This window comes from Brevibacillus sp. MCWH (assembly GCF_013096935.1).
GTDB lineage: Bacteria > Bacillota > Bacilli > Brevibacillales > Brevibacillaceae > Brevibacillus > Brevibacillus aydinogluensis.
The window spans coordinates 102,071-128,230 of the sequence record NZ_SDLF01000009.1 but is presented as its reverse complement, the minus strand read 5'-3'; the positions used below and the strand labels follow the sequence as shown (position 1 = coordinate 128,230).

Here is a 26,160-nt window from a genome sequence, read left to right as displayed (position 1 = left end):
CGCTCCTGCTATTCTTTTCTGTCGTCCAGCCGGAACGCCGTCAGCGAGCTAGTGAGCCGCTCCGCCAGCACGGCCAGTTGGTTCGCGGAAGCGGCGATCAGCTCCATCGCCGCGTTCTGCTCTTCGACAGCGGCGGAAATGCCCTGCACGCCGGCTGCCGCCTCCCGGGAAGCAGCCGATACTTCCTGGGCGACCGCCACCACCTGCTGCGCGTCTGGAGCCATCCGGGCAAACGCCTGGCTGACACCTTCCATTTCCGCAGAGACGCGGCGGATATTGTGTTCAATCCGGCGAAACATCTCATCCGACTGTCCGGCGGTCCGCCTTCCTTCCGCCACCGTGCGCGTGCCGTCGTCCATCTGCTCCACGATGGCGGCCGTGCTTTTCTGGATCTCGCTGATCATCGATACGATCTGCTGCGCCGCCGCGTTCGTCCCCTCGGCCAGTTTGCGCACTTCCTCCGCCACGACTGCAAATCCTTTGCCGTGCTCGCCGGCCCGTGCCGCCTCGATGCCTGCGTTGAGCGCGAGCAGGTTGGTCTGCCGGGCGATCTCCGTGATGACAGCGATGATCTGTGATATGTCACGCGATCGCTGCTCCAGCTGTTGTACCGTCTGCGTCGTCGCCGTCACCGCCCGGTCGATTTCCTCCATGCTGGCGATGACCGCCTCCACCGCCTGCCGTCCCGCTTCAGCGTCGTCCTTCATCTCGCGCGACGAAAGCGTGACCTGCTCCACGTGGCTGGTAACGCTGTGGACGCTGGCGGTCAGTTCCTCCGCCAAATGCAGCGTGTGCCCCATTTTGTCTACCTGCCTGTCGGCCGACGCTGACACGTCCTCGACGACCCGGGTGATCTGCTCGCCGGAAGAGGCAATCTCCGCGGTATTGCCGTGAATCTCGCGAACCGATTCCGTCACCGACGCAGCCGCCTGCCGCACCTGCCGCAAAATCTCATGGAGCTGTTCCCGCATGGCAAGCAGGGAACGGGCCAGCTCGCCCAGCTCGTCCGCGCGTTTCAGCAACCTCGCGGGAAAGGGCGCGGTAAAATCTCCCCGGCCGATCTGCCCGGCGATGGACAGAAGGCCAGCGAACGAGCGGCGCAGACCGGCAGACGCCCCCCAGGCGATGGCCATCACCAGCACAAGCACAATGCCGTTAAACAGTATAATCGCATTTCGAATCTGATTAGGCCCGGTCATGATCTCCGTCATGTTCATCTCCGCCAGGATGGCCCAGTTGAGCTTGCCCACCTGTACCCGGTCGTAGGCGACCAGCACCTCCTCCCCGCGATAGTCGACGGCTTGGGCCGTGCCCGCGTTGCTGCCGGAAGACAGCGCCTGTTCGGCAATCGGCGTCTCCACTTTCTGCCTAAGCATCGTCTCCTGCCCGTTCCCCAATTCGGTCCGCATCAGCTTGTCCGCCCCGATCAGGTAGATTTTCCCTGTTTCACCCAACCCCTCGCGCCGGTTCAACTGGCGGGAGACATAGTCCAGGGAAACCTCTGCGGCGAGCTGTCCGATCACCGTCCCGTGATCAAAGATCGGCACGGCCATGAAAACGGCGGGCACGCCGCCGGACGGTTCGTAACGGCTGACGTCCGACAGTTCCAGACTGTATCCCTTGGCCGCTTGTTTTACCGTCTGCCCCAAAGGGGTGCCGCTGTACGGACCGTCGTACAAGTTGGTGCCGAAGTCGGCCTGCGGATTCGTCTGGTACACCACGTCGCCATTCGCGTTGAGCAGGTACGCGTTGGCAAACCCGTAGCGGGACACCTCCATCTTCAGTTCCTTGCCCCAGATTTGCTCCGCTTCCTGGTAGGCAGGTGCCTCCCGTCCCAGCTTCCACACGCCATCAAAGGCGGCCAGCGACTGCACCACCGAACCGGACGCCGCCAGCGTCTCCAGGTTTTTGGAGCGTTCGCGGAAGTAGTTTTCCACCTGCTCCTTGTTGCTGTTGCGGAGTGCCTCCAGCGTCGCCGCACTGCCCTCCAGCAGGCCCCGCTTGGTCTCCGTGTAGGCAAACACCCCCGCTGCCGTCAGCGGCACAACGCCGGTCAGCAGCAAAGCGATCAATACCCGCGCCCCCAATTTCATGACATGAGCCCCCTTGAAACGACCTGTGTTTTCTAAATTCTAAATTCTATGAATGGTACAAATATATTACCATAGACCTAGAAAAAAATATCCAGTTTTGTCCGTGCGTGTCAGAAAAATTGGCAAAAAAAAAACGCGCCCGCACGACGGCTGATACAGCCTGCCGCACACACGCGTCCTGCCGGCGGGGAACGGTGACGCCTACGCTGTCGCCGTCTCCACGATCATCGCAATCTCGTCGCACATCGGCAGCTTGGAGCAGTTGATGCAGTCCTTCCATACCTTTTGCGGCAACGTCTCCTTGGCTACCACGCGGAATCCGCACTTTTCAAAGAATGCCTTCTGATAGGTAAGCGCCAGCACCCGGTTGATTCCCAGCAGACGGCACTGCTCCACGAGATGCAGCACCAACTGTTTGCCGACGCCCATGCCTTTGGCTTTCTCGGCGATGGCAAGCGAACGGATTTCCGCCAAATCCTCCCAAAGAATATGCAGGCCGGCCACGCCGATGACGCTTTCCCCGTCGTGGGCGACGACGAACGACTGCAGGTGTTCGCAGACGGAGAGTTTCGTCCGCGGCAGCATCAGCCCCTGTTGTGCATATTGATTAATAATCTCAAGCATCTGGTCGACGTCCCTCATGGTTGCCTGACGCACGGTCAACGTCTTTGTGACACTCATTCTGCACTCCCCCACTCCATCTCCTCAACGCCTCAATCCACATAATAATTATTCATTATGATATATAAATATACATCCAGTCGAAAGAGAAGTCTATCCTTTTTTCCGTCATTTTGCTATTGGGCGGACAAACGCATTTCTTTTAAATGGAACAATTGTGCTATAATCACAATAATAGAACGGAGGTGTTTCCCTTTGACGACACGCAGGGAGCGAAAAAAGCGGGAAACGCGCGACAAGATTTTCAACGCCGCGATCAAGCTGTTCAAGCAGTACGGCTTTGAAAACACAACCATTGACATGATTTCCGAAGAAGCGGACGTCGCCCGCGGCACCATCTTTCTTCACTTCACATCAAAGGAAGCGATCCTCGCCAACTGGGGATACGAACGGCTGCAGGAAATCGAAGAACGGCGGGAAGAGTGGGACTACGGAGACAGTTGCAAGCAGAAGGTCTTGCGGATTTATAAAATCATGAACGAGGTCAACATCCAGAATTACGATTTTATCAAGGTGCTGATCGAGTCCTCGATGAAACACCGCAAGATCCTGGAAAACGAAAAGAACGTCTACTACGAACTTCGGCAGCTGTTTGCGGACCTGATCGAAGAAGCGCAGGAAAAAGGGCGGCTGAAGGCGAAGTTCAATCCGCTCGTCGCGGCAAACATGCTGGAAAACATCTATTACAACGCCCTGTACGACTGGGTGCGCAGCGAAGGAGCCTGGGCTCTGGAGGAAATCATGGAAGAGAAGGTCTCCATCGTGTTTGAAGGGCTGGACGCATGAGCTCATCATGTGCCCGGCCCTTCTGGCATGTTGGATGCGCTGACCGCCGGAAGGAAATGCCTGCCCGCCTGCGGCCCATCTTTTCCTTGCGGAGTCGGGGACATTTCCCTATGATGATGAAGAAAAGCTGTTCAACACGTTGGAGGTATTCACATACACATGCGAAACGGGATCAAGCGTGAAGATATTGAGCTTTTGGCTCCCGCCGGCAACTGGGAGTGTCTGCGCGCGGCCGTCGCCAACGGGGCAAACGCCGTCTACTTCGGCGTGGAAAAATTCAATGCCCGGGCCCGCGCCGAGAACTTCCACATGTCCGAACTGCCTGAGATCATGTCGTTTTTGCACATGTACGGAGTCAAAGGTTTTCTTACCTTTAATATCCTCGTCTTTGAAGATGAGATGAAGGAAGCTCAGGAGCTGATCGAAGCCTGTATCGACGCCGGAGTGGATGCAGTGATCGTGCAGGACCTCGGCCTCGTCAAGCTGATCCGCGAGATTTCCCCCGACTTTCCCATCCACGGCTCAACCCAGATGACGATCACCTCTCCGGAAGCGGTGGAGTTTACCAAGCCGTTTGGCCTGGAGCGTGTGGTGCTGGGGCGTGAAAACTCGCTGAAGGAAATCAAGGTGATCGGCGAAAAGGCCAAGCTGCCGATGGAAGTGTTCGTGCACGGCGCATTGTGCGTCTCCTACTCCGGCCAGTGCCTTACTTCGGAAATGTGGGGCGGCCGCTCGGCCAACCGCGGCGAATGCGCCCAAGCCTGCCGCCTCCCCTACGACCTGATCGTGGACGGGATGCAAAAGGAGATGGGCAACGTCGCCTACCTGCTGTCGCCCAAAGACCTGGCGGCAATCGACCTGGTGCCGGAACTGATCGAGGCGGGCGTCACCTCCTTCAAGATCGAAGGCCGGCTGAAATCGCCGGAGTACGTGGCCAATGTGGTCAGCAAATACCGTGCGGCGATCGACCGCTACTTCGCCGGCGAGGAGGCAGCGCCGAGCGAACAGGACATCCGCGAGCTGCAGCAGAGCTTTTCCCGCGGCTTTACACACGGGTTCCTGAAAGGCACCAACAACAAGACGCTGCTGGACGGCACCTTCCCGAAAAGCCGCGGCGTCTATCTCGGCACGGTGAAAAAAGTGCTGAAGCACGCGGTGCTGGTAGAGCTGAACGCTCCTTTGAAACGGGGCGACGGCATCGTCTTTGACGCCGGCGATCCGACGCAAAAAGAAGAAGGCGGACGCGTCTACGACATCCTCAGCCGCGGCAAAAAGGTGGAGGGCGAAGTGGAGAATGGCCTCTACGAGATCGTCATGGGACGAAACGACGTTAACCTGCAGCGGATCAATGTCGGCGACCGCGTCTGGAAGACGAACGACCCCGAGCTGGACAAACGGCTGCGCAAAACATTCGAGACAGATAAGCCGTACCGCACCTTCCCGCTCGCGGTGCACGTCGTCGGCCGGCTGGGCGAAAAGCTGTCCGTCACCTGGGTGGACAAAACGGCCGACCACGCCGTGACTGTCAAGTCGGAAATGCCGCTGGAAGCAGCGCTGAAACGGCCGCTGACCTCAGAACTGCTGTACGAGCAGTTGAGCCGGCTGGGGGGCACCCTGTTTTCCCTGAATGCCCAGGACCTGACGACCGATCTGGACGGCGACCTGATCCTGCCCGTGAGCGAACTGAACCGGATGCGGCGGGAAGCGGTGGAGCAGCTTCTCCACCTGCGGACAAAAATGCCGGTGTACCAGAAGCGGCGCGTAGACGTTTACGCCGACGTGCCTGCCAAACAGCCGGTGGACAAACCGCTGTTGACCGCACTCTGCCGTTCGCTGGAGCAGGTGGAGGCGGCCGCCCAGACCGACGTCGACTTTCTGTACGCCGATTTTGAATTCGTCAAACAGTATCCGGATGCGGTCAAACTGGCCCACCGGTACGGCAAACCCATCGGCATCGCCACGATGCGCATCCACATGCCGGATGAAAACGGCGTGCTGGCCCTGATCGCCAGAAGCAAGCCGGACGCCATCCTCGTCCGCAACACGGGCGCGCTGTACTACTACATGTCCCGCCGCGGCGAGATGGACATCCCGTTGATCGGCGATTTCTCGCTCAACGTGGCCAACCACAAGGCCGTCTCGCTGTTTTTGGAGTGCGGTCTCAAGCGGGTAACCGCCTCGTACGATCTGAACATCCAGCAAATGGTGGACCTGCTTGGCAAAACGGATGCGTCCAAAATCGAAGTGGTGATTCACCAGCACCTGCCGATGTTCCATACGGAGCACTGCGTCTACTGTACGTTCCTCAGCCCCGGCACGGACCATACCAACTGCGGCCAGCCGTGCGAGTCCCACCGCGTCTCGCTGCGCGACCGCGTCGGATTCTCCCATCCGGTCCGCGTCGATACCGGCTGCCGCAACACGGTGTACAACGCCATCGACCAGTCGGGAGCGGAGTACCTGAATGAATTTATCAAATTGGGCGTGGGCAGCTACCGCGTCGAGTTTTTGGAGGAAGAGCCGGAGCGAGTCAAAGAGGTGATCGACCTCTACCGCCGGGCGCTGCGCGGCGAAGTGAGCGGCACCCACGTCTGGCGGACGCTGAAAGCGACCAACCAGTTGGGCGTCACCCGCGGCCAGCTCACCAAATAGGACCGGTCGATACCGTCCCGGCCTTACCCATACCCTGTGAGGAGGAGATTGATTATGGCGGACCTTTCCCAGCCCACGCCGGAAAACCTGGCGACGATTATTGAAGGCATCAAGTCCAAACTGAACATGGCCAACACCGCCGTCATGCGGCCGGAGGATTTCGACCTGACCCATTACGAAGACTTGCTGTACCTGTACAACATGGTGCAGAAAAAAGCGAGCTTCAGCATCAACGAAATGACCGCCATCGTCGAAGAACTGGGCAGCATGCGGAAGCAGTCCTGACCCGGGGCCCAATAGTCAGGCCCTAGACTTAGAGCCCAGCCCCCGGGAAACCTGCGCGAGGATCGCTGCAACCGCGCCGTGCGGGGGCTCATGCTTTCGCCCTGCTTCCTGATTGACGACACGCCGTATCCGCAGAGTGGTACGGCGTGTTTCATTTGTTTCCTCGATGCAAAAACGGCACGTCCCACCCCGCTTAATTTGGGCGAACATCCCGTACATCCGAGACATACGCATATCTCGTAATCAAATTCCACTGGAAACGGGGTGGATTGCACCATGACTTTGTATATCGATTACACGACGTCAGCCCAATTCTTTTCTGACGTCAACAATAACCTGCTCGTCCAAAAGGATCCCCGCAACTACATCAACGTCCTCTCCACCCAACAGTTGAATACGCTGGACAACGTGTCTTTGCTGGACATCTTCCTCAGCGCGGGCAACGTCGTGGAGCCTCACTACCATCAAAATGCCGCCGAGCTGGTGTACTGCATTTCCGGAGCGGCCAATGTTTCCTTCATCAACCCATTTACCAATCGCCTTCATCATTATCAGATTACGCCGGGCCAAGTGGTCAACATCCCCCAAGGCTGGTGGCACTGGGAAATCGCAACCGCTGACAACACGCATCTGCTTGCCATCTTCAACGCACCCATCCCCGAAGTCATCCTGGGGTCCGATATCCTGAGACTGACACCCAGCGAAATATGGGCGTACACATACTGCCTGAATGAGTCCAGCGTCAAAAATACGCTGGCCCCCATCCAACGTTCGCTCTTCATCGGCCCTCCAACAGGCTGCCATCAACCACAGGGCTATCAACCGTATGCACCGCAAGCGCAGGGATATCAACCTGCACCGCTTCCCCATCCGTATCATCAGCAGCCGTATTGGTAACGTGTCAGCGCTGCCAAATCGTTTCAATTACTGACCATGTAGAGTCCCAGCCCATTTTGCTTGACAACAAGGATATTGGCAGCCGCACACCGAACCTCTCTCCTTATCATTTTGTGGGGAGAGGTCCCCTCTCCTTTCTCCGGCGTCACCTACAACCGCAAAACATCCCTTGTATGGAAATATTTTCTTGACAATCGCACATTTTTCACTATTTTTAATGTAGCGGATGCTTGTGTCAGAAAATTCACCATACAGGGGAAGTGATTTCGTTTTGAATGGCCTGCCGCTCTCCCGCTTTACCGGAATGCTTGCGACCAACTCCTCCCTGCGCAACCTCTGGCTTGCCCGTGCCGTATCTGCACTGGGCGATTATGTGTACAGCGTCGCATTGATGTGGTTCGTCTACGAGCAGACACATTCCGCCCTGCAAACGGGACTGCTGTTTATTCTCAAGTTTTTGCCCGAGCCTTTCGTGGGGCTCTATTTTGGCGTGTTGGCGGATCGTCTGAACCGAAGACGTCTCATGCAGTTCTCCGACCTTTTCCAAATGCTTGCCATGCTGCTGTTGGGCGTGCTGATCGCAAGCGGTTCGTTTCACATGTGGCATCTCTACGTCATCACGATCTGCGCGTCGATGGCCGGAACGCTCTTTCGCATCGCGCAAACCTCCCTGATTCCCGATCTGGTCGGCAGACATGAGTTGGTGAGCGCCAACGCCCTGCTGTCCGTAACCATGCAGTTGATGCGGATGATCGGGGCCACGCTGGGCGGAATTTTGGTCGCGATAATCGGCGTTGCCGGGACCATCGAAATCAATGCGCTGTCTTTTCTGGTGTCTCTGGCTTTTGTGCAGCGGATTCGCCACGACAAGGCCCAGCCTGCGGCCTCTTCCGCGTCAGCAAAGAGCGTGAACAGCGAGATCAAGGAGGGGCTGAACTGGCTGGTAAACAACAAGATCGTGCTGCTTCTCATGCTGTTGGGGACGCTTGCCAATGTCGCCCTGGCTCCAACCAACGTCCTGCCCCCCATGCTGATTCAACGCGAATTTCACGGGGACGCCCGCATGTTGGGCTGGTTTGAAACTTCCATCGCGTTGGGACTTCTGCTGGGCGGAATCCTGGTCGGGACGCTCTCCCCCAAAAAAGTGGGGCGGTGGTTTCTCGCCGGATTGGGTCTGGAAGCTGTCGGCATGCTGAGCGTTGCCGTCGCCCCGTTTGCATGGATGGCGTATGCGGGCAATTTTCTGCTGGGAATCGGGGTGATGGTCTGCAACATTCCGTTGAGCACGCTGATGCAGACACTGATTCCCGACAGGATGCGGGGGCGGGTGAACAGCATGACGTCGATCGCGTTTAACATCTCGATCCCGATCACCTACGGCGGCATCGGCGCCTTGGCGGACGTGATCGGCGCGAAACCCAGCTATGGTCTGGGAGCGCTTTTGCTGGCCCTGTGCGCGGCAATTGGCGGAATGAACGCGGGGCTGCGCTCGTTCGACCTCGGAGAGGGGCAAAAAGCTGGCGAGGCAAATGAGGACGCAGGACAAGCGGTTTGACGCAGGCGCATCATCCCGGCAGCATGGCGTCCCTTTCCCATATCCGGCACGGAACACGCCGCCCACACTGCACGAAAAAAACGAGCCCTCCCGTCGGCACTGCCTGAGGGAAGACCCGTTTTTTTGTTTTTATCAGTGGTTGACGATGCCTACGCGCGCTTCCGTCTGCTCCGGCCGCTCCGCCTCCTCGCAGCCTTCTTTCCAGAGCAGGTAGCGGATACTGTCCGCCAGCGCTTCCCAGCTCGCTTCGATCACGTTGGTGGAGACCCCGACCGTGCTCCACTTTTCTCCGTCGCGGGCGGATTCGATCAGGACGCGCACTTTGGCCGCCGTCGCCCCGCTCTCGTCCAGCACCCGCACCTTGTAGTCGGTCAGATACATCTCTGCCAGACAGGGGAAGTGGGTTTCCAGCGCCTTGCGCAGCGCGTTGTCCAGAGCGTTGACGGGACCGTTGCCTTCCGCAGCGGTGTGGACGACCTGGCCATTGACATGCAGCTTGACCATCGCTTCCGAAGAGATCGACTGGTCTGCCGTCTTTTCCATCAAAATCTTGAACGAGTCGAGCGTAAACAGTTGGCGCAGCTTGCCCGCCGCCTCCAGCAGCATAAGCGTGAGCGATGCCTCTGCCCCTTCGTATTGATATCCCTGAAATTCGCGCTCCTTGATCCGCTTGACGATCTCCCGCGCTTCCTGCCTGTCCAGCGCCACGTCGATCTCCAGCTCCTCTGCCTTGGCCAGCAGGTTGCTCTGGCCGGCCAGTTCGGAGACCAGCACGCGCCGTTTGTTGCCGATCAATTCCGGGTCGATGTGTTCATAGGTCTTGGGATCTTTCAGCACGGCGCTGACGTGGATGCCGCCTTTGTGGGCAAATGCGCTGTTGCCGACAAACGGCTGGTTGTTGGGCATCGCCATGTTGGCGATCTCCGCCACAAAACGGGACAGTTTGGTCAGCTGCTTGAGCTGCTCCGGAGCGACGCAGTCGTAGCCAAGTTTCAACTGCAGATTGGGAATGACCGAGACCAGGTTGACGTTGCCGCACCGTTCACCAATCCCGTTGATCGTCCCCTGCACCTGCTGGGCGCCCGCCTGAACCGCCGCCAGCGCGTTGGCCACGGCCAGTTCGCCGTCGTTGTGGGGATGGATGCCCAACGGTGTCTGTACGCTTGCCTTTACCGTGCGGACGGTATCGAAAATCTCGTGCGGCAGGCTGCCGCCGTTGGTGTCGCAGAGGACGATCCAGTCGGCACCTGCCTCCTCCGCCGCTTCCAGCACGCGCAGTGCATAGACCGGATTGTGCTTGTAGCCGTCAAAAAAGTGTTCGGCCAAAAACAGGACGGTCAGCCCCCGCGATTTGAGAAAAGCGACGGAGTCAGCCACCATCCGCAGGTTTTCGTCCAAGGTAGTCTTGAGCGCGTCGGTGACGTGCAGATCCCACGACTTGCCGAAGATGGCCGCCGCCTTGACGCCGCTTTCCAGCAGGGCTCGCAGGTTGTCGTCCTCCTCTGCCGCCACGTTGGGCCGACAGGTGCTGCCAAACGCTGTCACCACCGCGTGTTTCAGCGGAATTTCCCGCATCCGCTCAAAGAAGGCCATGTCCTTGGGATTGCTGCCGGGCCAGCCGCCTTCGATAAAGTCGATGCCAAACTGGTCCAGCTTCACGGCGATCTTCACCTTGTCCTCCACCGACAGGCTGACGCCTTCGCCCTGCGTGCCGTCCCGCAGTGTCGTATCGTACAGATACACCTTTTCTTTCATCTTCTCTCCACCCCATGTGCTTCTATCATTTTTCTGAATTATTTGTATCATTCACCATATGATGCTATTCAGTATACCACAGCCCATAGGGAAAGAAAACGCGTGATTTCGCCGCTTTTGCTCATGTGCACCGGGCGTGGACAAAGGCGGCGGTTCGTTCGATTGCCTCTTCCAGTTGGGAGGAGGTGCCGGCAAACGGATGGCGGGTGTTGAAGGTGTGGTCGCCCGCTTCGATCCAGTGCAGTTCGCTCTCCCGCGCCGCCTCGTGCAGGCGCATCGCTCCCTTCACCAGCCGATCGTAGTCATCCCGCCCCTGGATGATGCAGAGCGGCTGCGGCATGCTCGCCACTTTCGCCAGGAGGTCGTACTTGTCCCGGTTCTGATCCACGTCGTCGATGACCGCCTTCGTGATCGGCATCTGCTGTCCGGTCCGGGCATTGGCGATGTAGCCGACGCCCTGCTCCGCGATTTGCCGGCGCAGCTTCTCGTCAAACAGATTGACGTCGGCCACGCCGTTCCAGGTGATGATCCCTTTGACGAGCGGGTTGCCCGCCCCAAACAGGATCGCGTCCGCCCCGCCTTTGCTGTGCCCGAGCACAAACAGCTTTTCCCTGTCAAACCAGGCGGAGAACGCTCCGCCATCTTGCAGCAGCCACCCGGTCAGGATGGTCAAATCGGCCACCTCACGCGCGTATGTATTGCGCCCGAACTTTTCCAGCTCGTCAAATTCCGTCAGGCTTTCCCCGACGCCATTGCAGGAAAAGTTGAAGCGGACGACGGCGATGCCCCGCTCAGCCAACTGCTCGGCGACGTAGGGAAAGCTGCCCCAGTCCTTAAACCCTTTAAACCCGTGGCAAAAGATCACGAGCGGCTGGTCCGGCGACGCGCTCTTCGCGTGAAAGTCGCCGCGGATCGTCAAGTCCTCGCCGGCGGCAATGCGAAACGACTCCATCATGATTCTTCACCTCTTTGGGGGTTTTTTCTTATCTTATTATGAAGGCAGCAACGCCCAAAAGGAAACCCGTCGGAGCGAAGCCAGATTCGCTGTATCAAAGAAAAATGCAAAAGACCTTCCGCCATGGCAGAAGGCCTTATCCGGTATGGGAGGCGATGCGCTCGTCAGACACCAAATGCAGGGCGTACTCCAGCGGTCTTCTCACAGCATGGAGGTAGCGGTCCCACTGGCCCAGCTTGCGGAAAATATCACGACCCGGCTTGGGATTGATTTCGATGATCCACACCCGGCCGTTTGCATCAATGCCCAAATCAAACCCAAACTCCATCATGGAGCCGAAATGTTTCTCGATCGCTTCCACCGTTTTCAGCGCCAGCTCCCGGCACTCGCAGAGAATCCGCTCCGCCTCCTGCACGCCGAAGCGATAGGCCAGAAAACGGCCAGCCGGCAACGCGGTCCCGCCGCCGTGCAGATTGGACGTGGACGATTGCTTGGGACCGAGCCGCATTCCCACGCCGGTCAGCCTCCACTTGCCGCTTCCATCCTTCTGGATCAACAATCGCGCGTCCACTGTCCGTCCCGGCAGCAGGGTCAAATCCAGCCCTTGCTGCAGGAAGAACTGCTCCTGCCCGAATTTTTCCCGCTTCGTCCAGCGCTCGATTTCGGCGGTCAGCGCCGACAGCGTCGGCAGGACGGCATGCTTCCTCCCTTGCTTCTTGGTCCGTCCGCGCAGCAGGTAGACCTTGCCTCTCCGCTCCACCCGCAGGATGCTGCGTCCGCCTGATCCATTGGTCGGCTTGACGTAGACGATGCCGTGCCGTTTCAGCATGTCGGCCAGCACGTCCCGCTTGTAGAGCCGCGTCTCCGGCAGCCAGCGCTGCAGTTCCTCCTCCTGCATCAGCACCTGATGGACGCGAAACTTGTTGGCAAAGCGGCTGTTGGCGTAGCGAAACAAGTTTTTGGTGCGGAACGGCAGGTAATTCTTGTGCTTCGCTATCGGATAGTAGCGGTACCGGTCGATTACGATATCGGGCCAAGCGTACCAGCTGCTTTTCCAGCCGTCCGCTCCCGGCGTAAACCCCTTGATCATGCGGGAGGCAGCGTTCACATCCTGCGGGGAAAAGACAAACACTTCCGCCCCCATCAGCTTTCCCTCCCGGACAAGCCGGCGCAAAAATCCTTGTTCGTAAAAACCATTTTCCCCCCGATAGGTCAGAATGCCGATCCGTTTTTTCACGTGTCGTCCTCCCTCTCTGTGGATGACTTCTCCCCATCAGCTTATGGCCGAACGTGAAAAAAAGCGCCAGGGCCCACAAGGGTTAGGCGCTTCGTGAACGCTTTTCGTGTTTGTCCAAAAAATCGAGAGCGGCGCGTCCAAGCACTTCGGCGGCGATCAGCATGGCGCTTTCGTCAATGTCAAAGCGCGGATGGTGGTGCGGATACTCTGCCCCTTTTTGCGGATTGCCGGCACCGACAAAGAGAAACGAGCCCGGCACGTGCTGCAGATAGTAGGCGAAATCCTCCGCTCCCATCATCGGTTCCATGCGTTCCACGTTGTCCCAGCCGACCGCCGCTGCGGCCGCCTGGCGGGCGATCTCTGTCTCTGCCTCGCTGTTGATGACGGCCGGGTAGCCGCGCATGTAGGTCACTTCCGCGCTGCCTCCCATCAATGCAGCCGTGCCTTTGGCAATCTCGATCAGCCGCTGTTCCGCCTTGTCCCGCACGTGCGGCAGGAACGAGCGGACCGTGCCCGTCAGGCGGCAGCGGTCAGCGATCACGTTGTAGTTGTCTCCGGCGTGAAAGGTTCCCACCGTGACGACCACGCTCTCCAGCGGACTGATGTTGCGGCTGACGATCGTCTGCAGCGCCCCCACGATCTGGGAACCGATCACGATAGCATCGACGGTCTCCTGCGGGATCGCGCCGTGCCCTCCTTTGCCCTGGATCTCGATTATGAAGTCGTCGCAATTGGCCATCACCGGGCCGGCGTTCACCCAGACCGTGCCGACCGGACACATCGACCAGAGGTGTGCGCCAAAAATGGCATCAACCCCCTGCAGCGCGCCGTCTTCCACCATCTGAATCGCTCCGCCCGGATTTTCCTCCTCGGCATGCTGGAACAAAAACACGATCGTACCCGGGATCTCGCCGCGGTGGCGGGACAGCACCGTCGCCAGCCCCAGCAGTCCGGAGGTATGGGCATCGTGGCCGCAGGCGTGCATCACGCCCGGCACCTTGGACTTGTACTCCACCTCTTTTTCGTCCTGGATCGGCAGGGCGTCAAAATCGGCGCGCAGGGCGACAGTGGCACCCGGCTGTCCGCCACGCAGCACGCCGACGACGCCGCGTCCGCCCACACCGGTCCGCACTTCGTCAAACTCCAGTTGGCGCAGGATGTCCGCAATCATGGCGGGCGTCTTTTCCTCCTGGAACGACAGCTCCGGATACTGGTGCAGATGGCGGCGCCACGCGACCATCTGCGGTTCTATTTCTCTCAGCAGTTCTTTCAGTTTCTCCTGCAGCATGTCCATCCTCCCGCTCCTCTTTCAGCTCTCTTTTTCCATCATAACAAAAACGATATTTTATTCATAGCTTTGTATAAATATAAAAATATAACAACATGCCCTGCTGCTCTTGGTGATTAATTTCGAAAAATTTCTTCATTATAATGGTGCGCATGCAAAAAGACAGCCGGACAACCGTATCCGCGCGGTGCCGCGCATCGGGTGTCCGGCTTTGTAGTATGGGGGACGGGAAGCAGGCTCACGCACCGCCGCTTCTGTTTTTTCGTTCATACAGGTAAAACGTGTGCGGAACCGGGTTGCGTTCATCGACCGTTCCTTCCCGCTTCCACACCAGCGTAAAAGCATCACGGTCCCACTCAGGGAAAAACGTGTCTCCCTCTGCCTCCATGTCGATTTCCGTAATGTACAGCCGATCGGCCAGATCCATGAACTGGCGGTACAGTTCGGCGCCGCCGAAGATGATTACGTCGCCCAGCGCCAGCACCTCTTCCACGCTGTGCACGACGTCGACGCCCGGCGGGGCAAAATCGCGCCGGCGGGTCAGCACGACGTTGCGTCGGTTGGGCAGCGGCCGCCCCAGCGACTCAAAAGTCTTGCGCCCCATGACGATCGTCTTGCCGGTGGTCACTTCCTTGACGTGCTTCAAGTCGTTGGGCAAATGCCACGGCATCGCGCCGTCCTTGCCGATCACGCGGTTGCGGGCGTATGCCGCGATCATGCTGATCATACCGACACCTCCCCCTTGATGTGGGGATGAGCCTCGTAACCCACGATCTCGATGTCGTCAAACGTAAAGTCAAAGATGGACGTGACCGCCGGGTTCAGCTTGAGCTGCGGCAGCGGCAGCGGCTCCCGAGTCAGCTGCAGTTTCACCTGCTCCACGTGGTTGAGGTAGAGGTGGGCGTCGCCGAGCGTATGCACGAATTCGCCCGGCTCAAGTCCGGTCACATGGGCAACCATGTGCGTCAGCAGCGCGTAGCTGGCGATGTTGAACGGCACGCCGAGAAACGTGTCGCCGCTGCGCTGGTACAACTGGCAGGAGAGCCTGCCGTCCGCGACGTAAAACTGGAACAGCGCGTGGCACGGCGGCAGCGCCATCTTGTCCAGCTCGGCGGGGTTCCAGGCGCTCACCACCAGCCGGCGCGAATCGGGGTTGCGCTTGATTTCCTCTACAACCCACTGGATTTGGTCCACCGTCTTCCCGTCCGGACCGGCAAACGAGCGCCACTGCTTGCCGTACACCGGCCCCAGCTCGCCATTTTCGTCCGCCCACTCGTTCCAGATCCGCACGCCATTCTCCTGCAGATAGCGGATGTTGGTATCGCCTTTCAAAAACCACAGCAGTTCGTGGATGATCGATTTAGTATGCAGCTTTTTCGTCGTCAGCAGAGGAAAGCCTTCGCGCAGGTCAAACCGCATCTGGTGACCAAAGATGCTGATCGTGCCCGTTCCCGTCCGGTCCTGTTTGACGGTCCCCTCCGCCAAAATCCGGCGGCACAGGTCCAGGTATTGTTTCATCATTCATCGCTCCCTTGCGTACAGCAGTTGTCCCATCCTTTAATAGTAACCCAAATGGGACGGAAATGGGACAAGGCTTTTGACCAGTTCCCGCTGAATCCGTTCAAAATCGGACGCACCGCCGCCGTACGTCCAGCGCCGGATGTGCCGCAAGCGGTCCACGAACAGGACAGAACTATCGGTGACGTCCCTGACCCCCGCCACTTCCGGGAGGAGAATCCCGAGCGACCGGCTTACTTCCCGGTTGGCGTCGCTGTGCAGGTGATACGGCAGGTGCAGCTTTTCCCGCAGCGCCTTCAGCGTAAACACGTTTTCCACGCTGAGCCCGACGACGCGGCAGTTCTTTTCCGCAAACTGGCTGTACTGATCGCGGAACCAGGCCAGAGCCTGTTCGCTGGTCTCGGTGAAGGCAAACGGAAACGAGACGAGCACAAGGCCGTTCGCGTCCCGCAGCAGTTCGCCGCAGGAGACGCGAACGCCGTCGGTGGATGGCAGCGCATACTTGTACAAGGCTTGAATAACCCGCATACTATCCCTCCTCACACGGAAGATCAGGGTGGATCAGAGGCCGGCTCAGCCCCGCCGGCCCGGATTCGCTCAGGGGGTTACTCGCCCGACGGCTGCGGGATATATCCGCTGATGTCGATGCCCAACCCCTCCGCTACGCGCATGCCGTACTCGGCGTCGGCGCGGAAGAAGTTGCAGATGGCCCGCAGTTGGATCTCCCGGTTGACCGATTTCAGGTCGTTCACCAGGTTTTTGATCAGGTTGTCCCGCTCCGTCTGGCTGAAAGAGCGGTAGCGTTCACCCGCCTGGGTAAAGTCATCGGTTTTTGCGATGCGCTGGCGGGTCGTGACCCCGTGCAGCGGCGCTTGGCTCTCCGCGTACTCAGGGGCCTGTTTCGGCGTTTCCGTGTAGCTGTTCGGCTCGTAGTTGATCCGCGATGCGTCCTGCTTGATGCGCATCGCCCCGTCCCGCTGGTAGTTGCGCACCGGCGCGTACGGGCAGTTGATCGGGATCTGCAGGTAGTTGGGCCCGAGACGGTGACGTTGAGTGTCCGGATAGGAAAACAGACGGCCCTGGAGCAGTTTGTCTTCGGACGGCTCAATGCCCGGCACCAGTGCGCTGGGGGCGAAGGCGGACTGCTCCACTTCGGCAAAGTAATTCTCCGGGTTGCGGTTGAGCGTCATGGTGCCCACCTTGACGAGCGGCAGCATGTCCTCCGGCCATACCTTCGTGGGATCGAGCGGGTCAAAGGAAAACGCGTCCATGTCTTTCGGATCGAGAATTTGCACGTACAGATCCCACTGCGGAAAGTTGCCGGCTTCGATCGCCTCGTACAAATCCCGGGTCGCGTGGTTGAAGTCGCGGCCGCCGATTTCCCGCGCCTCTTCCGCCGTCAGGTTTTTGACGCCCTGCAGCGGCTTCCAGTGGTATTTCACGTATACGACCTGGCCGTCCTTGTTCACCCATTTGAAGGCGTGAACCCCGAACCCTTCCATCTGGCGGTAGTTGGCCGGCGTCCCGTAATCGGAGAACAGCCAGGTGAGCATCTGCGTGGATTCAGGACTCAGCGTCATGAAATCCCAGTAGTGGTTGGGCGTCTGAATGTTGTTGTGCGGCGCCGGCTTCAGCGAGTGCACCATGTCGGGAAACTTGATCGCGTCGCGGATAAAGAAGACGGGCAGGTGGTTGCCCACCAGGTCGTAGTTGCCTTCGGCGGTGTAGAACTTGACGGCAAAACCGCGCGGATCTCTAAGCGTCTCCGGCGACGTGCCGCCGTGAATCACCGTGGAGAAGCGGACGAACACCGGCGTTTCCGTGCCTGCTTCCTGCAAAAAGGCGGCCCGGGTGTATTTCGCCATGCTGGCCGTCGTCACAAACACGCCGTGCGCTCCCGCCCCCCGGGCGTGAACGACGCGCTCCGGAATCCGTTCGCGGTCGAAGTGCGCCAGCTTCTCAATCAGGTGGTAGTCTTCCAGCAGCGTCGGTCCGCGCTGGCCGGCCGTTTTCGAGTTTTGGTTGTCCGCCACCGGCGCTCCCTGATTGGTCGTCAAAACATTACGGTTCTCCATGATCATGCCTCCCATTTGATTAGAATAACTATCATTTGAAAACCATTATCACTGTCACGCATTAACCATAACACAAGAACAATTATCTTTCAATAATTATTATTAAAAAGAAATATGTATTATCATCTGAATCATGCGCGGAGCGGCAGCGATCCGTATTTTCGCGGTCACCGGACGGGCTGTGCTATAATAACGGCGACACGAAAGTATTAGGAGAAAGCCGGGGATGCTAAGGTGGATTGGAAACCGATCCGTCAGGGACATACACCTGTCTACAAACAAATTGCCGAATGGATGGAACAGCGGATCGCCAGCGGAGAGTTTCCGCCCGGGAGCCGTCTGCCGTCCGAACGGCTGCTCGCCAAGGAGCTCCAGGTCAACCGTTCGACCGTCGTGACCGCCTACGAGGAATTGCGGGCGGCCGGCTTGGTGGAGCGGAGACAAGGCAGCGGAACCATTGTGAGCCGGGACATCTGGGGCTTGGCCCGGAATCGTACGCCCGACTGGAAGCGGATGGCAGAGGCGGGGTTGTTCCGTCCCAACCTGCCTCTGATCCGCCAGATACGCCGCGACACGCAGGACAGCGACATGCTTGACCTGGCGAGCGGCGAATTGTCTCCCGAACTGGTCCCGCACGAGCAGTTTCGGCAGCTGCTGGCCGCGGGCGACTTCCCCTGTCACTTTGGCTACGAACATCCGCAAGGAAATCCGCAGCTGCGTGACACGCTGGTTGCCCACATGAAGACGTGGAAGGGCATCGATGCCGCTCCCTCGTCCATCCTGGTGACGGCAGGCGCCCAACAGGCCCTGCATCTCGTGGTTCAGTGCCTGCTCCAGCCGGGCGACGCCGTGGCGATCGAAGACCCGTCGTACTGCTACTCGCTGCCGCTGTTCCGGTCGGCGGGCGTGCGGCTTTTTCCGCTCCCCGTGGACAGCGAAGGCATCGATCCGGACGAACTGCTGGCGCTGCACGGCAAGCATCGGATCAAAATGGTCTTTCTCAACCCCAACTTTCAGAATCCGACGGGAACGTTCCTCTCCCTGCCCCGGCGGAAACGGCTGTTGGAGATTTCGGCTGAACACGGAATTCCCATCGTGGAGGACGACCCGTACAGCCTGACCGCCTTTTCGGGCGAACATGTTCCTACGTTGAAGTCCCTGGATCGACACGGCACCGTGCTGTACATCAGCTCGCTGACCAAGATTGTCGCCTCCGGGTTGAGGATCGGATGGGTTGTCGGGCCCCGAACGGTCATTGAGCGGCTGGCCGACGCCAAGCAGCAGATCGATTTTGGGCACAGCATTTTTCCCCAGTGGTTGGCGAACCGCTTTTTGTCCTCGGAGTGGTTTCCCGCCCATCTGGACATGCTGCGCAGGGAGCTGGCCGGCCGCAGCGAGCGGCTTGTTTGTTCGCTTCGCGAGTCGTTTGGCGGCAGCGTAGAGTTTGTGCCGCCCGCAGGAGGAATCCATTTATGGTGCCGGTTGACGGGCGAGTGGAGCGAGAACCGGATGCTGGCCGAATCGGTCAAGCGCGGCGTCATCTTTGTCCCGGGCATGGTCTTCGGATCAAAAAAAGGGTTCGTCCGCTTCACCTTCGGACGCCCCCCAAAAGAGCGGATTCAGGACGCGATCAGCCGCCTGGCGGAGGCGTATCGCTCCGTTTGTCGCCAATGACCGCCCGCCGCTTTTTTCCCCCAGGGTCACGGCACCCGCGGAACGACAGTCGTTCAAGTGGATGGGCAAAAAAGTGGGCAAGTGGATGGTCCATTTCGGCGAACAACGGGATATGATCGTGTGGGACAAGCATGTGGCCCCATGTGTTCAGCTCCTCGCTGGCGCATGGCAAAGACCGAAAGGAGTGTACCGATGTGAGCATTTATCCCTTTATCATAGCCGTCCTCGTTCTATCCTTCATCGGACTTGTCAGTACCATCCTGATTGGCCGAAATCCGGAAGAAAAGACGAGAAGAAGTTTTGCCAGACGGTCGAAAAACCTGCTTTCGATCTATCTGTCCCTCACGCTCGTTTTGTTGATTGCCTTTTTCATATTTTTATCCCGACAATAAGACATGCGCAAAAAGACGCCAGCTGCTCCCGCGGGAGCAACGGCGTCTTGTACGTCTGCAGGGACTGTCTGTCGAGGCGCAACCGGCTGGCGACTGTTGCTCCTCCTCGCTGCCGGCCGGGGCCAGCGGTCAGCTTTGGCTGTTCTTGCGGACCACATTTGCCGCCTGCAAGCCGCGCTGGCCGTTGACGATGTCAAACGTGACCAATTCACCTTCTTCCAGATTGCGGTATCCTGTTCCGGCGATGGCCGAATAGTGGACAAACACATCGGGGCCGCCTTCCCGTTCGATAAAGCCGTACCCTTTTTCCTTGCTGAACCATTTCACTTTCCCTTCAATCATTGCCCTTCCTCCCTGTCGTCAGTGCAGCTCGCTCGCTTATCACATCATATGCGGATGCATGGGAAAGTGGAAACGCAGCACGAAAGAATGTCGCACGCCGGAAACGTTCAATCTAATTTTTTGATATCTTTTTGCTATTCGTTTGATTTTACCAGTAGATTTTAAAGCGCTTTCATGTTAGACTATTCATCGTCACAATATGTTCAATATTGATAAAATTGTAAAGGGGAATAAAACGCACATGGATATGCAACTCATCGCTTCCATTACCGCCTATATGGTCGGCATGCTGCTGATCGGGTACTACGCGTACAAGCGCACATCCAATCTCACTGACTACATGTTGGGCGGCCGGACGCTCGGGCCGGCTGTGACGGCGCTCAGTGCAGGAGCATCCGACATGAGCGGCTGGCTGATGATGGGCTTGCCCGGCGCGATGTTTGCCCAAGGGATCAGCGCCTCGTGGATTGCCATCGGCCTGACGCTCGGGGCGTACGCCAACTGGTTGTACGTGGCGCCGCGTTTGCGCACCTATACGGAGGTAGCCAACAACTCCATCACCATTCCAGCGTTTTTGGAAAACCGCTTTGGCGACGGCAGCCGCATACTGCGCCTGGTATCCGGCCTAGTCATCATGATTTTCTTTACGTTTTACGTCTCCTCCGGGATCGTATCCGGCGGCGTGCTGTTCGAAAACACGTTTGGCCTCGACTACCACACCGGGCTGTGGATCGTAGCCGGCGTCACCATCGCTTACACGCTGTTCGGCGGTTTTCTCGCCGTGAGCTGGACCGACTTTGTGCAGGGATTGATCATGTTCATCGCGCTGATCATGGTGCCTGTGGTCACCATCATGACCGTCGGCGGAATCGGGCCAACCTTTACGGAAATCCATGCCGTTGACCCCGCCCTGCTCGACATTTTCAAAGGCACCAGCCTGATGGGCATCATCTCGCTGTTTGCCTGGGGGCTTGGCTACTTCGGCCAACCGCACATCATCGTCCGCTTCATGGCCATCTCCTCCGTCAAGGAGATGAAAAAAGCGCGCCGCATCGGCATGGGCTGGATGATCTTCTCCGTCGTTGGTGCAATGCTGACCGGTTTGATCGGCATCGCCTTGTACTCCAAACAGGGCTGGACGATTGCCGATCCGGAGACGATCTTTATCGAACTGGGTAAAATCCTGTTCCACCCGCTGATTACCGGCTTCCTGCTGGCAGCCATTCTTGCAGCGATCATGAGTACGATTTCTTCCCAACTGCTCGTCACTTCCAGCTCGCTGACTGAAGACGTCTACAAGACCTTCTTCCGTCGCTCGGCCACGGACAAGGAGTTGGTCACGATCGGCCGCCTGTCCGTCCTGCTGGTGTCGCTGATCGCCTTGGCGCTTGCCTACAGCAAGAACGACACGATCCTGAGTCTGGTCGGTTACGCCTGGGCCGGGTTTGGCGCATCGTTTGGACCGGTCGTGCTGCTTAGCCTCTACTGGAAACGGATGAACAAATGGGGCGCGCTCGCCGGGATGGTTGCCGGTGCCGCTACCGTCATCATCTGGACCCAATTTGACGTGCTGAAGAATTTCCTCTACGAAATGGTGCCGGGCTTTGCCGCCAGCTTGCTGGCCATCGTGGTCGTCAGCCTGCTGACGCAAAAGCCGTCGCAGCAGCTTCAGGAGCAATTTGACCGATACGAGCGTTTGAGCAAGCAGTAAGCAACTTGCTTGATTACCGCTCCCACTCAATACAATGGGCAGACCGTCAATGTAACCTGCATTGGCGGTCTGCTCATTTTTGCACGCGAATATCTGCCCGAACCTTTCCTTTTCAAACCGGTAACCCCTCTGCACGACAAAACCGGACACGACACGCTCAGCATCGCCCAAACCACGCGGCGGCCAGCAGGCGGATGCCCTCTGAAATGTCTTCTTCCCTCATGCCGCCAAAGCCGACGATAATGCGCGGCCGCTCCTGTCTGCCGCACGGCTCCTGCCAGTTGCGTCCGACCGGGTAGACACCCACTCCCGCCTCAGCGGCTATACGAATCAGCTCTTCTTCACCGCGGTCCGTATGTACTTCCAGCAGGATGTGCAGGCCCACGGAATGGCCCAGCACGGTCACGTGCGGATGCAGGTGGTCGGCGATCTCCTGGCGCTTCCTGCGCCCAACAGTGCCGAAGCGTGTATCGCTGCATCAAACGCTTCCGCCCATGCACACCAAAAAAAGCGGCCCGGTGACAGGCCGCTTTTGGCATCATGTTACATTGGTCCTCGTCTCGCCGGTGCCGCTTACTCCAGCTCGGCAGCCACGCGCTGCAGCTTGCCGGACAGTTCGTCCAAATCCAGCGTCATGTCCAGTGCGGCAAACACGCCGGTAAAGTACGACTCCACCTGCTCCGCCGCACGGTTTCGCTCGTCCGCTGTCACGGCCGCAAACAGGGTGGAAAACTGTTCACCCAACTGCTCACTGCCGGCCGCAACGTAGGCGGCGACGGGTTCCTGCAGCAGTTTTTCCAGTTGGTCGCGCAGTTTGGTCTTGCCGTCCTGTTCAAAAAAGTCCTTGGTGTTTTTGAACAGGGAAAGCGCCGGGTGCAGGGCTGCCGCATCCACCGGAAGCTCTTCAGCAAACGGCAGCGTCTCCGTCTGGCGCGGCTGGAACGGAGCCAGCGTCAGCCCGGCGGCGTGCCGCTGTACGTCGCGCTGCCACTGCTCCACCAGGGAGACTCCCAGTTTGTTTACAAACTTCTCCAGGCGCAGCGTCGTGGCCCTCAACTCCTGAGCCAGGTCGTAGCTGATCGACCGCAGCAGGTCACTCAGACAGCCTTGCAGCGCCTGCTTCATGTTCCGGCCGTCTTCTTTCAGCACAGCCGGGTTAAACGCGGCATTGAACAGTTCGTTGAACCGGAAGAAGAGGCGCTGTTTTACATAGTACAGCAGTTCCTCCTGCTCCTTGGCCAGATCCCGTTCGGCTGACGCAGTAGACAGTTCGGCCACCGCCGCGAGCGCCGCCCGCTTCGCCTCTTCGGCGGCCTGGCGGCGTGCGATCCGTTCGCTTTCGTCCGCCTGGGCCATCCGGATGAACTCGGCCAGCATGTCGTGTGCCCGGCGGATTTCTCCCATCGCCGCCGTAACAGCAATGCTCGTCAGTTCTTCCAGGGTAAAGCGGAGGAAATCCCGTTCAAACCCTGCCATGCCGGACAGCTCAAATGCCTGTTCCGCCGCTGGCAGCGGTTCGCCTTCCGCCGTGCCGGTGCGCTGGCGGTACACTTTTTCCGCCGAGGCCGACAGCTTGCCTGCCGCGTGCATCCGGGCCAGCAATGCCGTCTGGCTGGAGACAGGATAGATCCGCGGATGGCGGATGCCGCAGGCGAGCAGGTTTTTCTCCACGTGCGCGACCACTCCGTCCAGCTCTTCCTTGGAGGAGGCGAGGTCGGCAGCGTTGACGATGAAGAACATTTTGTCCATCTCAAAGGTGTCCTTCACGCGGCCCATCTGCAGCAGAAATTCCCGGTCCGCCTGGGAAAAGGCGTGGTTGTAGTAGGTGACGAACAACACCGCGTCGGCGTTTTTCATGTACTCGAAGGCGACCCCGGTATGGCGGGCGTTGATCGAGTCCGCTCCCGGCGTATCGACCAGCACGATCCCTTGCTCGGTCAGGGGACACGCGTAAAAGAGCTCGATGTACTCGGCAAAGCAGGCTTTCTCCTCTTTGGCCACAAAGCCTTTGAACGCCTGCATGTCGACGATCAGCTCGCCCCCCAGATGGGGAGTCATGTCGCTGAGCCCCTTGGTCACCGCTTTCAAAAAGGTGAAATGCGGTTTCGCAGTCGGCGGAATGTGCGCCACGTCGATCTTGTCCAGTTCGGCCAGAGCCTGCTCCAGCCCGTCAGCCGACAGGCCAAAGACGGCAAGTGAGCGCAGCACGTCCTGCTCCACCGCTTCCCGGCTCTTCAGGACCACTCGCACCGTCCCGTGCGGATGGCTCTCGGTCGGCGGCATGATTTTGTTGATCGCCGCCGTCGTCGGATTGGGGGACACCGGCAGTACCAAATCCCCCATCAGCGCGTTGGCAAACGACGACTTGCCGGCGCTGAACGCTCCGAACAACGCGACCGTAAAGCGGTTGGCAGTCAGACGGTCGGCACGCTCCCGCATTGCCTCGGCCTGCGCCTGCATTCCCGGCACCGTCGCAATTTCATCGCTTGCCCGCCGCAAGCGCTCCGCTGCAGCAATCAGTTTCTCTCTCAGTTGGTTCATTGTCTCCGTTACGCTCCTTCACGCAAAATCGCTCGCAGCCGCTCTTTGACCGCCCGCTCGTTTTCTGCCAGCGCAGCCAGCCCGGCGTGAATCTCCGCCAGTTCACGCAGTGCGCCCAGCCGCCCATTCAGCGCTTCGGCCTCCGCTTCTGCCTCTTTACGCAGCCGCGCCGTCACCTGTTCGATGAACGCCAGTCCTGCACGGTGGTACTCCGCCTTGATCGCGTTGGAAATATCGGAACAGTAGTTCATCACGTATTCGCGCGTGCCTGCTCCCTCCTTCACAAGGGCGGCGAGAAATTCAGCCGTCACCTCGATCCGCGTGGCGTGCACGGCGGCGTGGTAGGCTTCGTCGCGGATGCCGTACGCCTCGGGCAGCTTGCTCACCAGATCCTTGAAATGGAAGTCGAGATTGCCGGCCACCTTTTCGCGGATATCAGCCAAGAGGGCGTCCAGCCGCTTGGCCCGTTCCTCCTCCGTTTTTCTGGCGGCAAAGAACAGGCCCACCTTGAATCCCGGCTTGCGGCTTTCCAGATAGCGCTCCGCCGCTTCGTTGGTGCTGTAATACGTCAGTCGCGCGTTGTCAAGCAGGGCGGACAGCTCTTTTTCCATCTGCTTGCGCGCCTCCTCGGCCCGGTTGGCCAGCGCGGACTGCTGCGCTTCCGCCTCCCGGAGCGCCGCTTCCGCCTGGGCGGCATCGCTCTTGTCCACGCCGTCCACCGCCAGTGCCTCCAGTCTGCTCTCCAGCGCTTCGCGGGCCGCTGCGTTGCGCTGGGCGATCCCTTTCACGTGCTCGTCGATCAGGTGCTCCGCCGAGTGGACGACGCTCTCCCCAATCAGCCTCTCCCGCTCACCGATCAGCGCCAGCAGCTTCTCCCGAAACGCCTCGTACTGGTTTTCCGGGTGATCCGGCTCCGCCAGCGACGTGTAGAAAATGCCGTCCGGCTTGATGTTCCACGTGGCGAACGCCTCTTCCACGCTCTCCTTGTAACTGTCAAAATCAAGCTCAAAGTCGATGTGCTTGTCAATCATGTTGACGACCAGGTAGACCGGTTTTCCGCGGTCTTTCAGCGCTTTGGTAAAATTGAAGTTCTCCTCCGCCTGCACGTGGTTGTAGTCCATCATGTAGACGACCACGTCCGCCAGGTGAAGCGCCGATTCGGTCGCGATCTTGTGGGCGGCGTCGGTGGAATCGATCCCCGGCGTATCCAGAAGACTGGAACGCTCGTCCAGGAACGTCCCCGGATAGGAGACTTCCACCCATTCCACGGTGTCCCCATCCACGGCAAACTGCTTCAGCTTTTCCATTTCGGTGTCAGGGTCAAAGGTCAGTACGCCGCTGTTGCGCGTATAGACGCGAGCAGCCTTTTCCCCGCCGCGGATTTTGACCACGTTGGCGCTGGTGGGAATCGGATTGGACGGCAGCAGATTGACGCCCAACAGCGTATTGATCATCGTCGATTTGCCGGCGGAAAAGTGGCCGCAAAATGCGATGTTCAGCTCTGCCTGCCGCGTCTTCTCGGCAAGCTGCGCCATTTTCCCCGGCGTCGTGCCGTCTTTCGCCTCTTCCATCATCGATCCGATCTGTTCCAGTGTATCAGCAAGGCGGGCAAAATCCGTTGCCCGCTCCATTACCTGTGTGTCAGGCACCCCTATCATCCTCTCGTCTTTCTTCCTCTCCACTATCCTATTCTACCATGCCGAATGTACCACACCTCCCCTCG

The 26,160-nt window shown here is 58.9% G+C and carries 21 protein-coding genes; 7 read left to right on the top strand and 14 right to left on the bottom strand.

Features of this window, described 5'->3' with window-relative positions; translation table 11 throughout:
- Positions 1-8: 8 nt before the first annotated feature.
- Together ETC00_RS10620 and ETC00_RS10615 are read right to left on the bottom strand one after the other, a co-directional pair.
- Entirely contained in the window at positions 9-2,093 is a 2,085-nt protein-coding gene (locus tag ETC00_RS10620) for a methyl-accepting chemotaxis protein (RefSeq protein ID WP_171565996.1), read from the bottom strand.
- A gap of 201 nt (positions 2,094-2,294) precedes the next feature.
- On the bottom strand, positions 2,295-2,774 hold the full coding sequence (locus tag ETC00_RS10615; RefSeq protein ID WP_171565994.1) for an N-acetyltransferase: 480 nt from the start codon (positions 2,772-2,774) through the stop codon (positions 2,295-2,297).
- 195 nt (positions 2,775-2,969) lie between these two features.
- Between ETC00_RS10615 and ETC00_RS10610 the strand changes: the two genes are divergently transcribed.
- The 5 genes from ETC00_RS10610 (at position 2,970) to ETC00_RS10590 (ending at position 8,949) form a co-directional block, all read left to right on the top strand.
- Complete coding sequence (locus tag ETC00_RS10610; protein WP_029098589.1) at positions 2,970-3,560, top strand: TetR/AcrR family transcriptional regulator; 591 nt, start codon at positions 2,970-2,972, stop codon at positions 3,558-3,560.
- A 159-nt stretch (positions 3,561-3,719) separates the two neighbouring features.
- Positions 3,720-6,212, top strand: a complete 2,493-nt coding sequence (locus ETC00_RS10605) for a U32 family peptidase (RefSeq protein WP_171565993.1) — start codon at positions 3,720-3,722, stop codon at positions 6,210-6,212.
- Between the two features lie 54 nt (positions 6,213-6,266).
- Positions 6,267-6,497, top strand: coding sequence for a DUF1128 domain-containing protein (locus tag ETC00_RS10600; RefSeq protein ID WP_171565992.1), 231 nt, complete (start codon positions 6,267-6,269; stop codon positions 6,495-6,497).
- A gap of 276 nt (positions 6,498-6,773) precedes the next feature.
- Positions 6,774-7,394 (top strand): cupin domain-containing protein, encoded by a 621-nt coding sequence (locus ETC00_RS10595; protein ID WP_171565991.1) that lies wholly within the window; start codon positions 6,774-6,776, stop codon positions 7,392-7,394.
- A 271-nt stretch (positions 7,395-7,665) separates the two neighbouring features.
- Entirely contained in the window at positions 7,666-8,949 is a 1,284-nt protein-coding gene (locus ETC00_RS10590; protein WP_171565989.1) for an MFS transporter, read from the top strand.
- A 132-nt stretch (positions 8,950-9,081) separates the two neighbouring features.
- On the opposite strand, the gene cimA is transcribed toward ETC00_RS10590, so the two are convergent.
- The 8 genes from cimA to ETC00_RS10550 form a co-directional block, all read right to left on the bottom strand.
- Positions 9,082-10,704 carry a citramalate synthase gene (cimA, locus tag ETC00_RS10585; protein WP_171565988.1) on the bottom strand — a complete coding sequence of 541 codons (1,623 nt, stop codon included), beginning with the start codon at positions 10,702-10,704 and terminating at the stop codon, positions 9,082-9,084.
- A 121-nt stretch (positions 10,705-10,825) separates the two neighbouring features.
- Positions 10,826-11,659: an alpha/beta hydrolase family protein gene (locus tag ETC00_RS10580; protein WP_171565987.1), complete on the bottom strand. Its 834-nt coding sequence runs from the start codon at positions 11,657-11,659 to the stop codon at positions 10,826-10,828.
- Positions 11,660-11,795: 136 nt separating this feature from the next.
- Positions 11,796-12,896 carry a YheC/YheD family endospore coat-associated protein gene (locus ETC00_RS10575; RefSeq protein ID WP_171565985.1) on the bottom strand — a complete coding sequence of 367 codons (1,101 nt, stop codon included), beginning with the start codon at positions 12,894-12,896 and terminating at the stop codon, positions 11,796-11,798.
- A gap of 82 nt (positions 12,897-12,978) precedes the next feature.
- Positions 12,979-14,184: an amidohydrolase gene (locus ETC00_RS10570; RefSeq protein ID WP_171565984.1), complete on the bottom strand. Its 1,206-nt coding sequence runs from the start codon at positions 14,182-14,184 to the stop codon at positions 12,979-12,981.
- A gap of 238 nt (positions 14,185-14,422) precedes the next feature.
- A complete protein-coding gene (locus tag ETC00_RS10565; protein WP_171565983.1) occupies positions 14,423-14,911 on the bottom strand; it encodes a dihydrofolate reductase in 489 nt (162 codons plus the stop codon).
- Positions 14,908-15,702 (bottom strand): thymidylate synthase, encoded by a 795-nt coding sequence (locus tag ETC00_RS10560; protein ID WP_171565982.1) that lies wholly within the window; start codon positions 15,700-15,702, stop codon positions 14,908-14,910. The genes ETC00_RS10565 and ETC00_RS10560 overlap by 4 nt, the downstream gene beginning before the upstream one ends.
- 39 nt (positions 15,703-15,741) lie before the next feature.
- The gene (locus ETC00_RS10555) at positions 15,742-16,230 is read right to left on the bottom strand and encodes a redoxin domain-containing protein (RefSeq protein ID WP_171565980.1); all 489 of its coding nucleotides are present in this window, start codon (positions 16,228-16,230) and stop codon (positions 15,742-15,744) included.
- A 77-nt stretch (positions 16,231-16,307) separates the two neighbouring features.
- Positions 16,308-17,777 carry a catalase gene (locus tag ETC00_RS10550; RefSeq protein WP_171565979.1) on the bottom strand — a complete coding sequence of 490 codons (1,470 nt, stop codon included), beginning with the start codon at positions 17,775-17,777 and terminating at the stop codon, positions 16,308-16,310.
- A gap of 234 nt (positions 17,778-18,011) precedes the next feature.
- Here ETC00_RS10550 and pdxR point away from each other — a divergent pair, with 234 nt between their 5' ends.
- Positions 18,012-19,451, top strand: a complete 1,440-nt coding sequence (gene pdxR / locus ETC00_RS10545) for a MocR-like pyridoxine biosynthesis transcription factor PdxR (protein ID WP_171565977.1) — start codon at positions 18,012-18,014, stop codon at positions 19,449-19,451.
- A 521-nt stretch (positions 19,452-19,972) separates the two neighbouring features.
- Here pdxR and ETC00_RS10540 read toward each other — a convergent pair.
- Positions 19,973-20,185 (bottom strand): cold-shock protein, encoded by a 213-nt coding sequence (locus ETC00_RS10540; RefSeq protein WP_171565976.1) that lies wholly within the window; start codon positions 20,183-20,185, stop codon positions 19,973-19,975.
- 241 nt (positions 20,186-20,426) lie between these two features.
- Between ETC00_RS10540 and putP the strand changes: the two genes are divergently transcribed.
- Complete coding sequence (gene putP / locus ETC00_RS10535; protein WP_171565974.1) at positions 20,427-21,896, top strand: sodium/proline symporter PutP; 1,470 nt, start codon at positions 20,427-20,429, stop codon at positions 21,894-21,896.
- A 157-nt stretch (positions 21,897-22,053) separates the two neighbouring features.
- On the opposite strand, the gene ETC00_RS10530 is transcribed toward putP, so the two are convergent.
- The 3 genes from ETC00_RS10530 to ETC00_RS10520 all read right to left on the bottom strand — a co-directional run bounded on the left by ETC00_RS10530 (position 22,054) and on the right by ETC00_RS10520 (position 26,095).
- A complete protein-coding gene (locus ETC00_RS10530; RefSeq protein WP_171565973.1) occupies positions 22,054-22,281 on the bottom strand; it encodes a hypothetical protein in 228 nt (75 codons plus the stop codon).
- A 188-nt stretch (positions 22,282-22,469) separates the two neighbouring features.
- Complete coding sequence (locus ETC00_RS10525) at positions 22,470-24,437, bottom strand: dynamin family protein (protein WP_171565971.1); 1,968 nt, start codon at positions 24,435-24,437, stop codon at positions 22,470-22,472.
- 8 nt (positions 24,438-24,445) lie between these two features.
- Complete coding sequence (locus tag ETC00_RS10520) at positions 24,446-26,095, bottom strand: dynamin family protein (protein ID WP_171565970.1); 1,650 nt, start codon at positions 26,093-26,095, stop codon at positions 24,446-24,448.
- Positions 26,096-26,160: the final 65 nt, after the last annotated feature.

Coding starts and splice junctions, on each gene's coding strand:
- ETC00_RS10620 (WP_171565996.1), bottom strand. CDS start 2,093: ATGAAATTGGGGGCGCGGGTATTGATCGCTTTGCTGCTGACCGGCGTT.
- ETC00_RS10555 (WP_171565980.1), bottom strand. CDS start 16,230: ATGCGGGTTATTCAAGCCTTGTACAAGTATGCGCTGCCATCCACCGAC.
- ETC00_RS10615 (WP_171565994.1), bottom strand. CDS start 2,774: ATGAGTGTCACAAAGACGTTGACCGTGCGTCAGGCAACCATGAGGGAC.
- ETC00_RS10570 (WP_171565984.1), bottom strand. CDS start 14,184: ATGCTGCAGGAGAAACTGAAAGAACTGCTGAGAGAAATAGAACCGCAG.
- ETC00_RS10565 (WP_171565983.1), bottom strand. CDS start 14,911: ATGATCAGCATGATCGCGGCATACGCCCGCAACCGCGTGATCGGCAAG.
- ETC00_RS10550 (WP_171565979.1), bottom strand. CDS start 17,777: ATGGAGAACCGTAATGTTTTGACGACCAATCAGGGAGCGCCGGTGGCG.
- cimA (WP_171565988.1), bottom strand. CDS start 10,704: ATGAAAGAAAAGGTGTATCTGTACGATACGACACTGCGGGACGGCACG.
- ETC00_RS10540 (WP_171565976.1), bottom strand. CDS start 20,185: ATGATTGAAGGGAAAGTGAAATGGTTCAGCAAGGAAAAAGGGTACGGC.
- putP (WP_171565974.1), top strand. CDS start 20,427: ATGGATATGCAACTCATCGCTTCCATTACCGCCTATATGGTCGGCATG.
- ETC00_RS10525 (WP_171565971.1), bottom strand. CDS start 24,437: ATGAACCAACTGAGAGAGAAACTGATTGCTGCAGCGGAGCGCTTGCGG.
- ETC00_RS10580 (WP_171565987.1), bottom strand. CDS start 11,659: ATGATGGAGTCGTTTCGCATTGCCGCCGGCGAGGACTTGACGATCCGC.
- ETC00_RS10595 (WP_171565991.1), top strand. CDS start 6,774: ATGACTTTGTATATCGATTACACGACGTCAGCCCAATTCTTTTCTGAC.
- ETC00_RS10605 (WP_171565993.1), top strand. CDS start 3,720: ATGCGAAACGGGATCAAGCGTGAAGATATTGAGCTTTTGGCTCCCGCC.
- ETC00_RS10560 (WP_171565982.1), bottom strand. CDS start 15,702: ATGAAACAATACCTGGACCTGTGCCGCCGGATTTTGGCGGAGGGGACC.
- ETC00_RS10600 (WP_171565992.1), top strand. CDS start 6,267: ATGGCGGACCTTTCCCAGCCCACGCCGGAAAACCTGGCGACGATTATT.
- ETC00_RS10520 (WP_171565970.1), bottom strand. CDS start 26,095: ATGATAGGGGTGCCTGACACACAGGTAATGGAGCGGGCAACGGATTTT.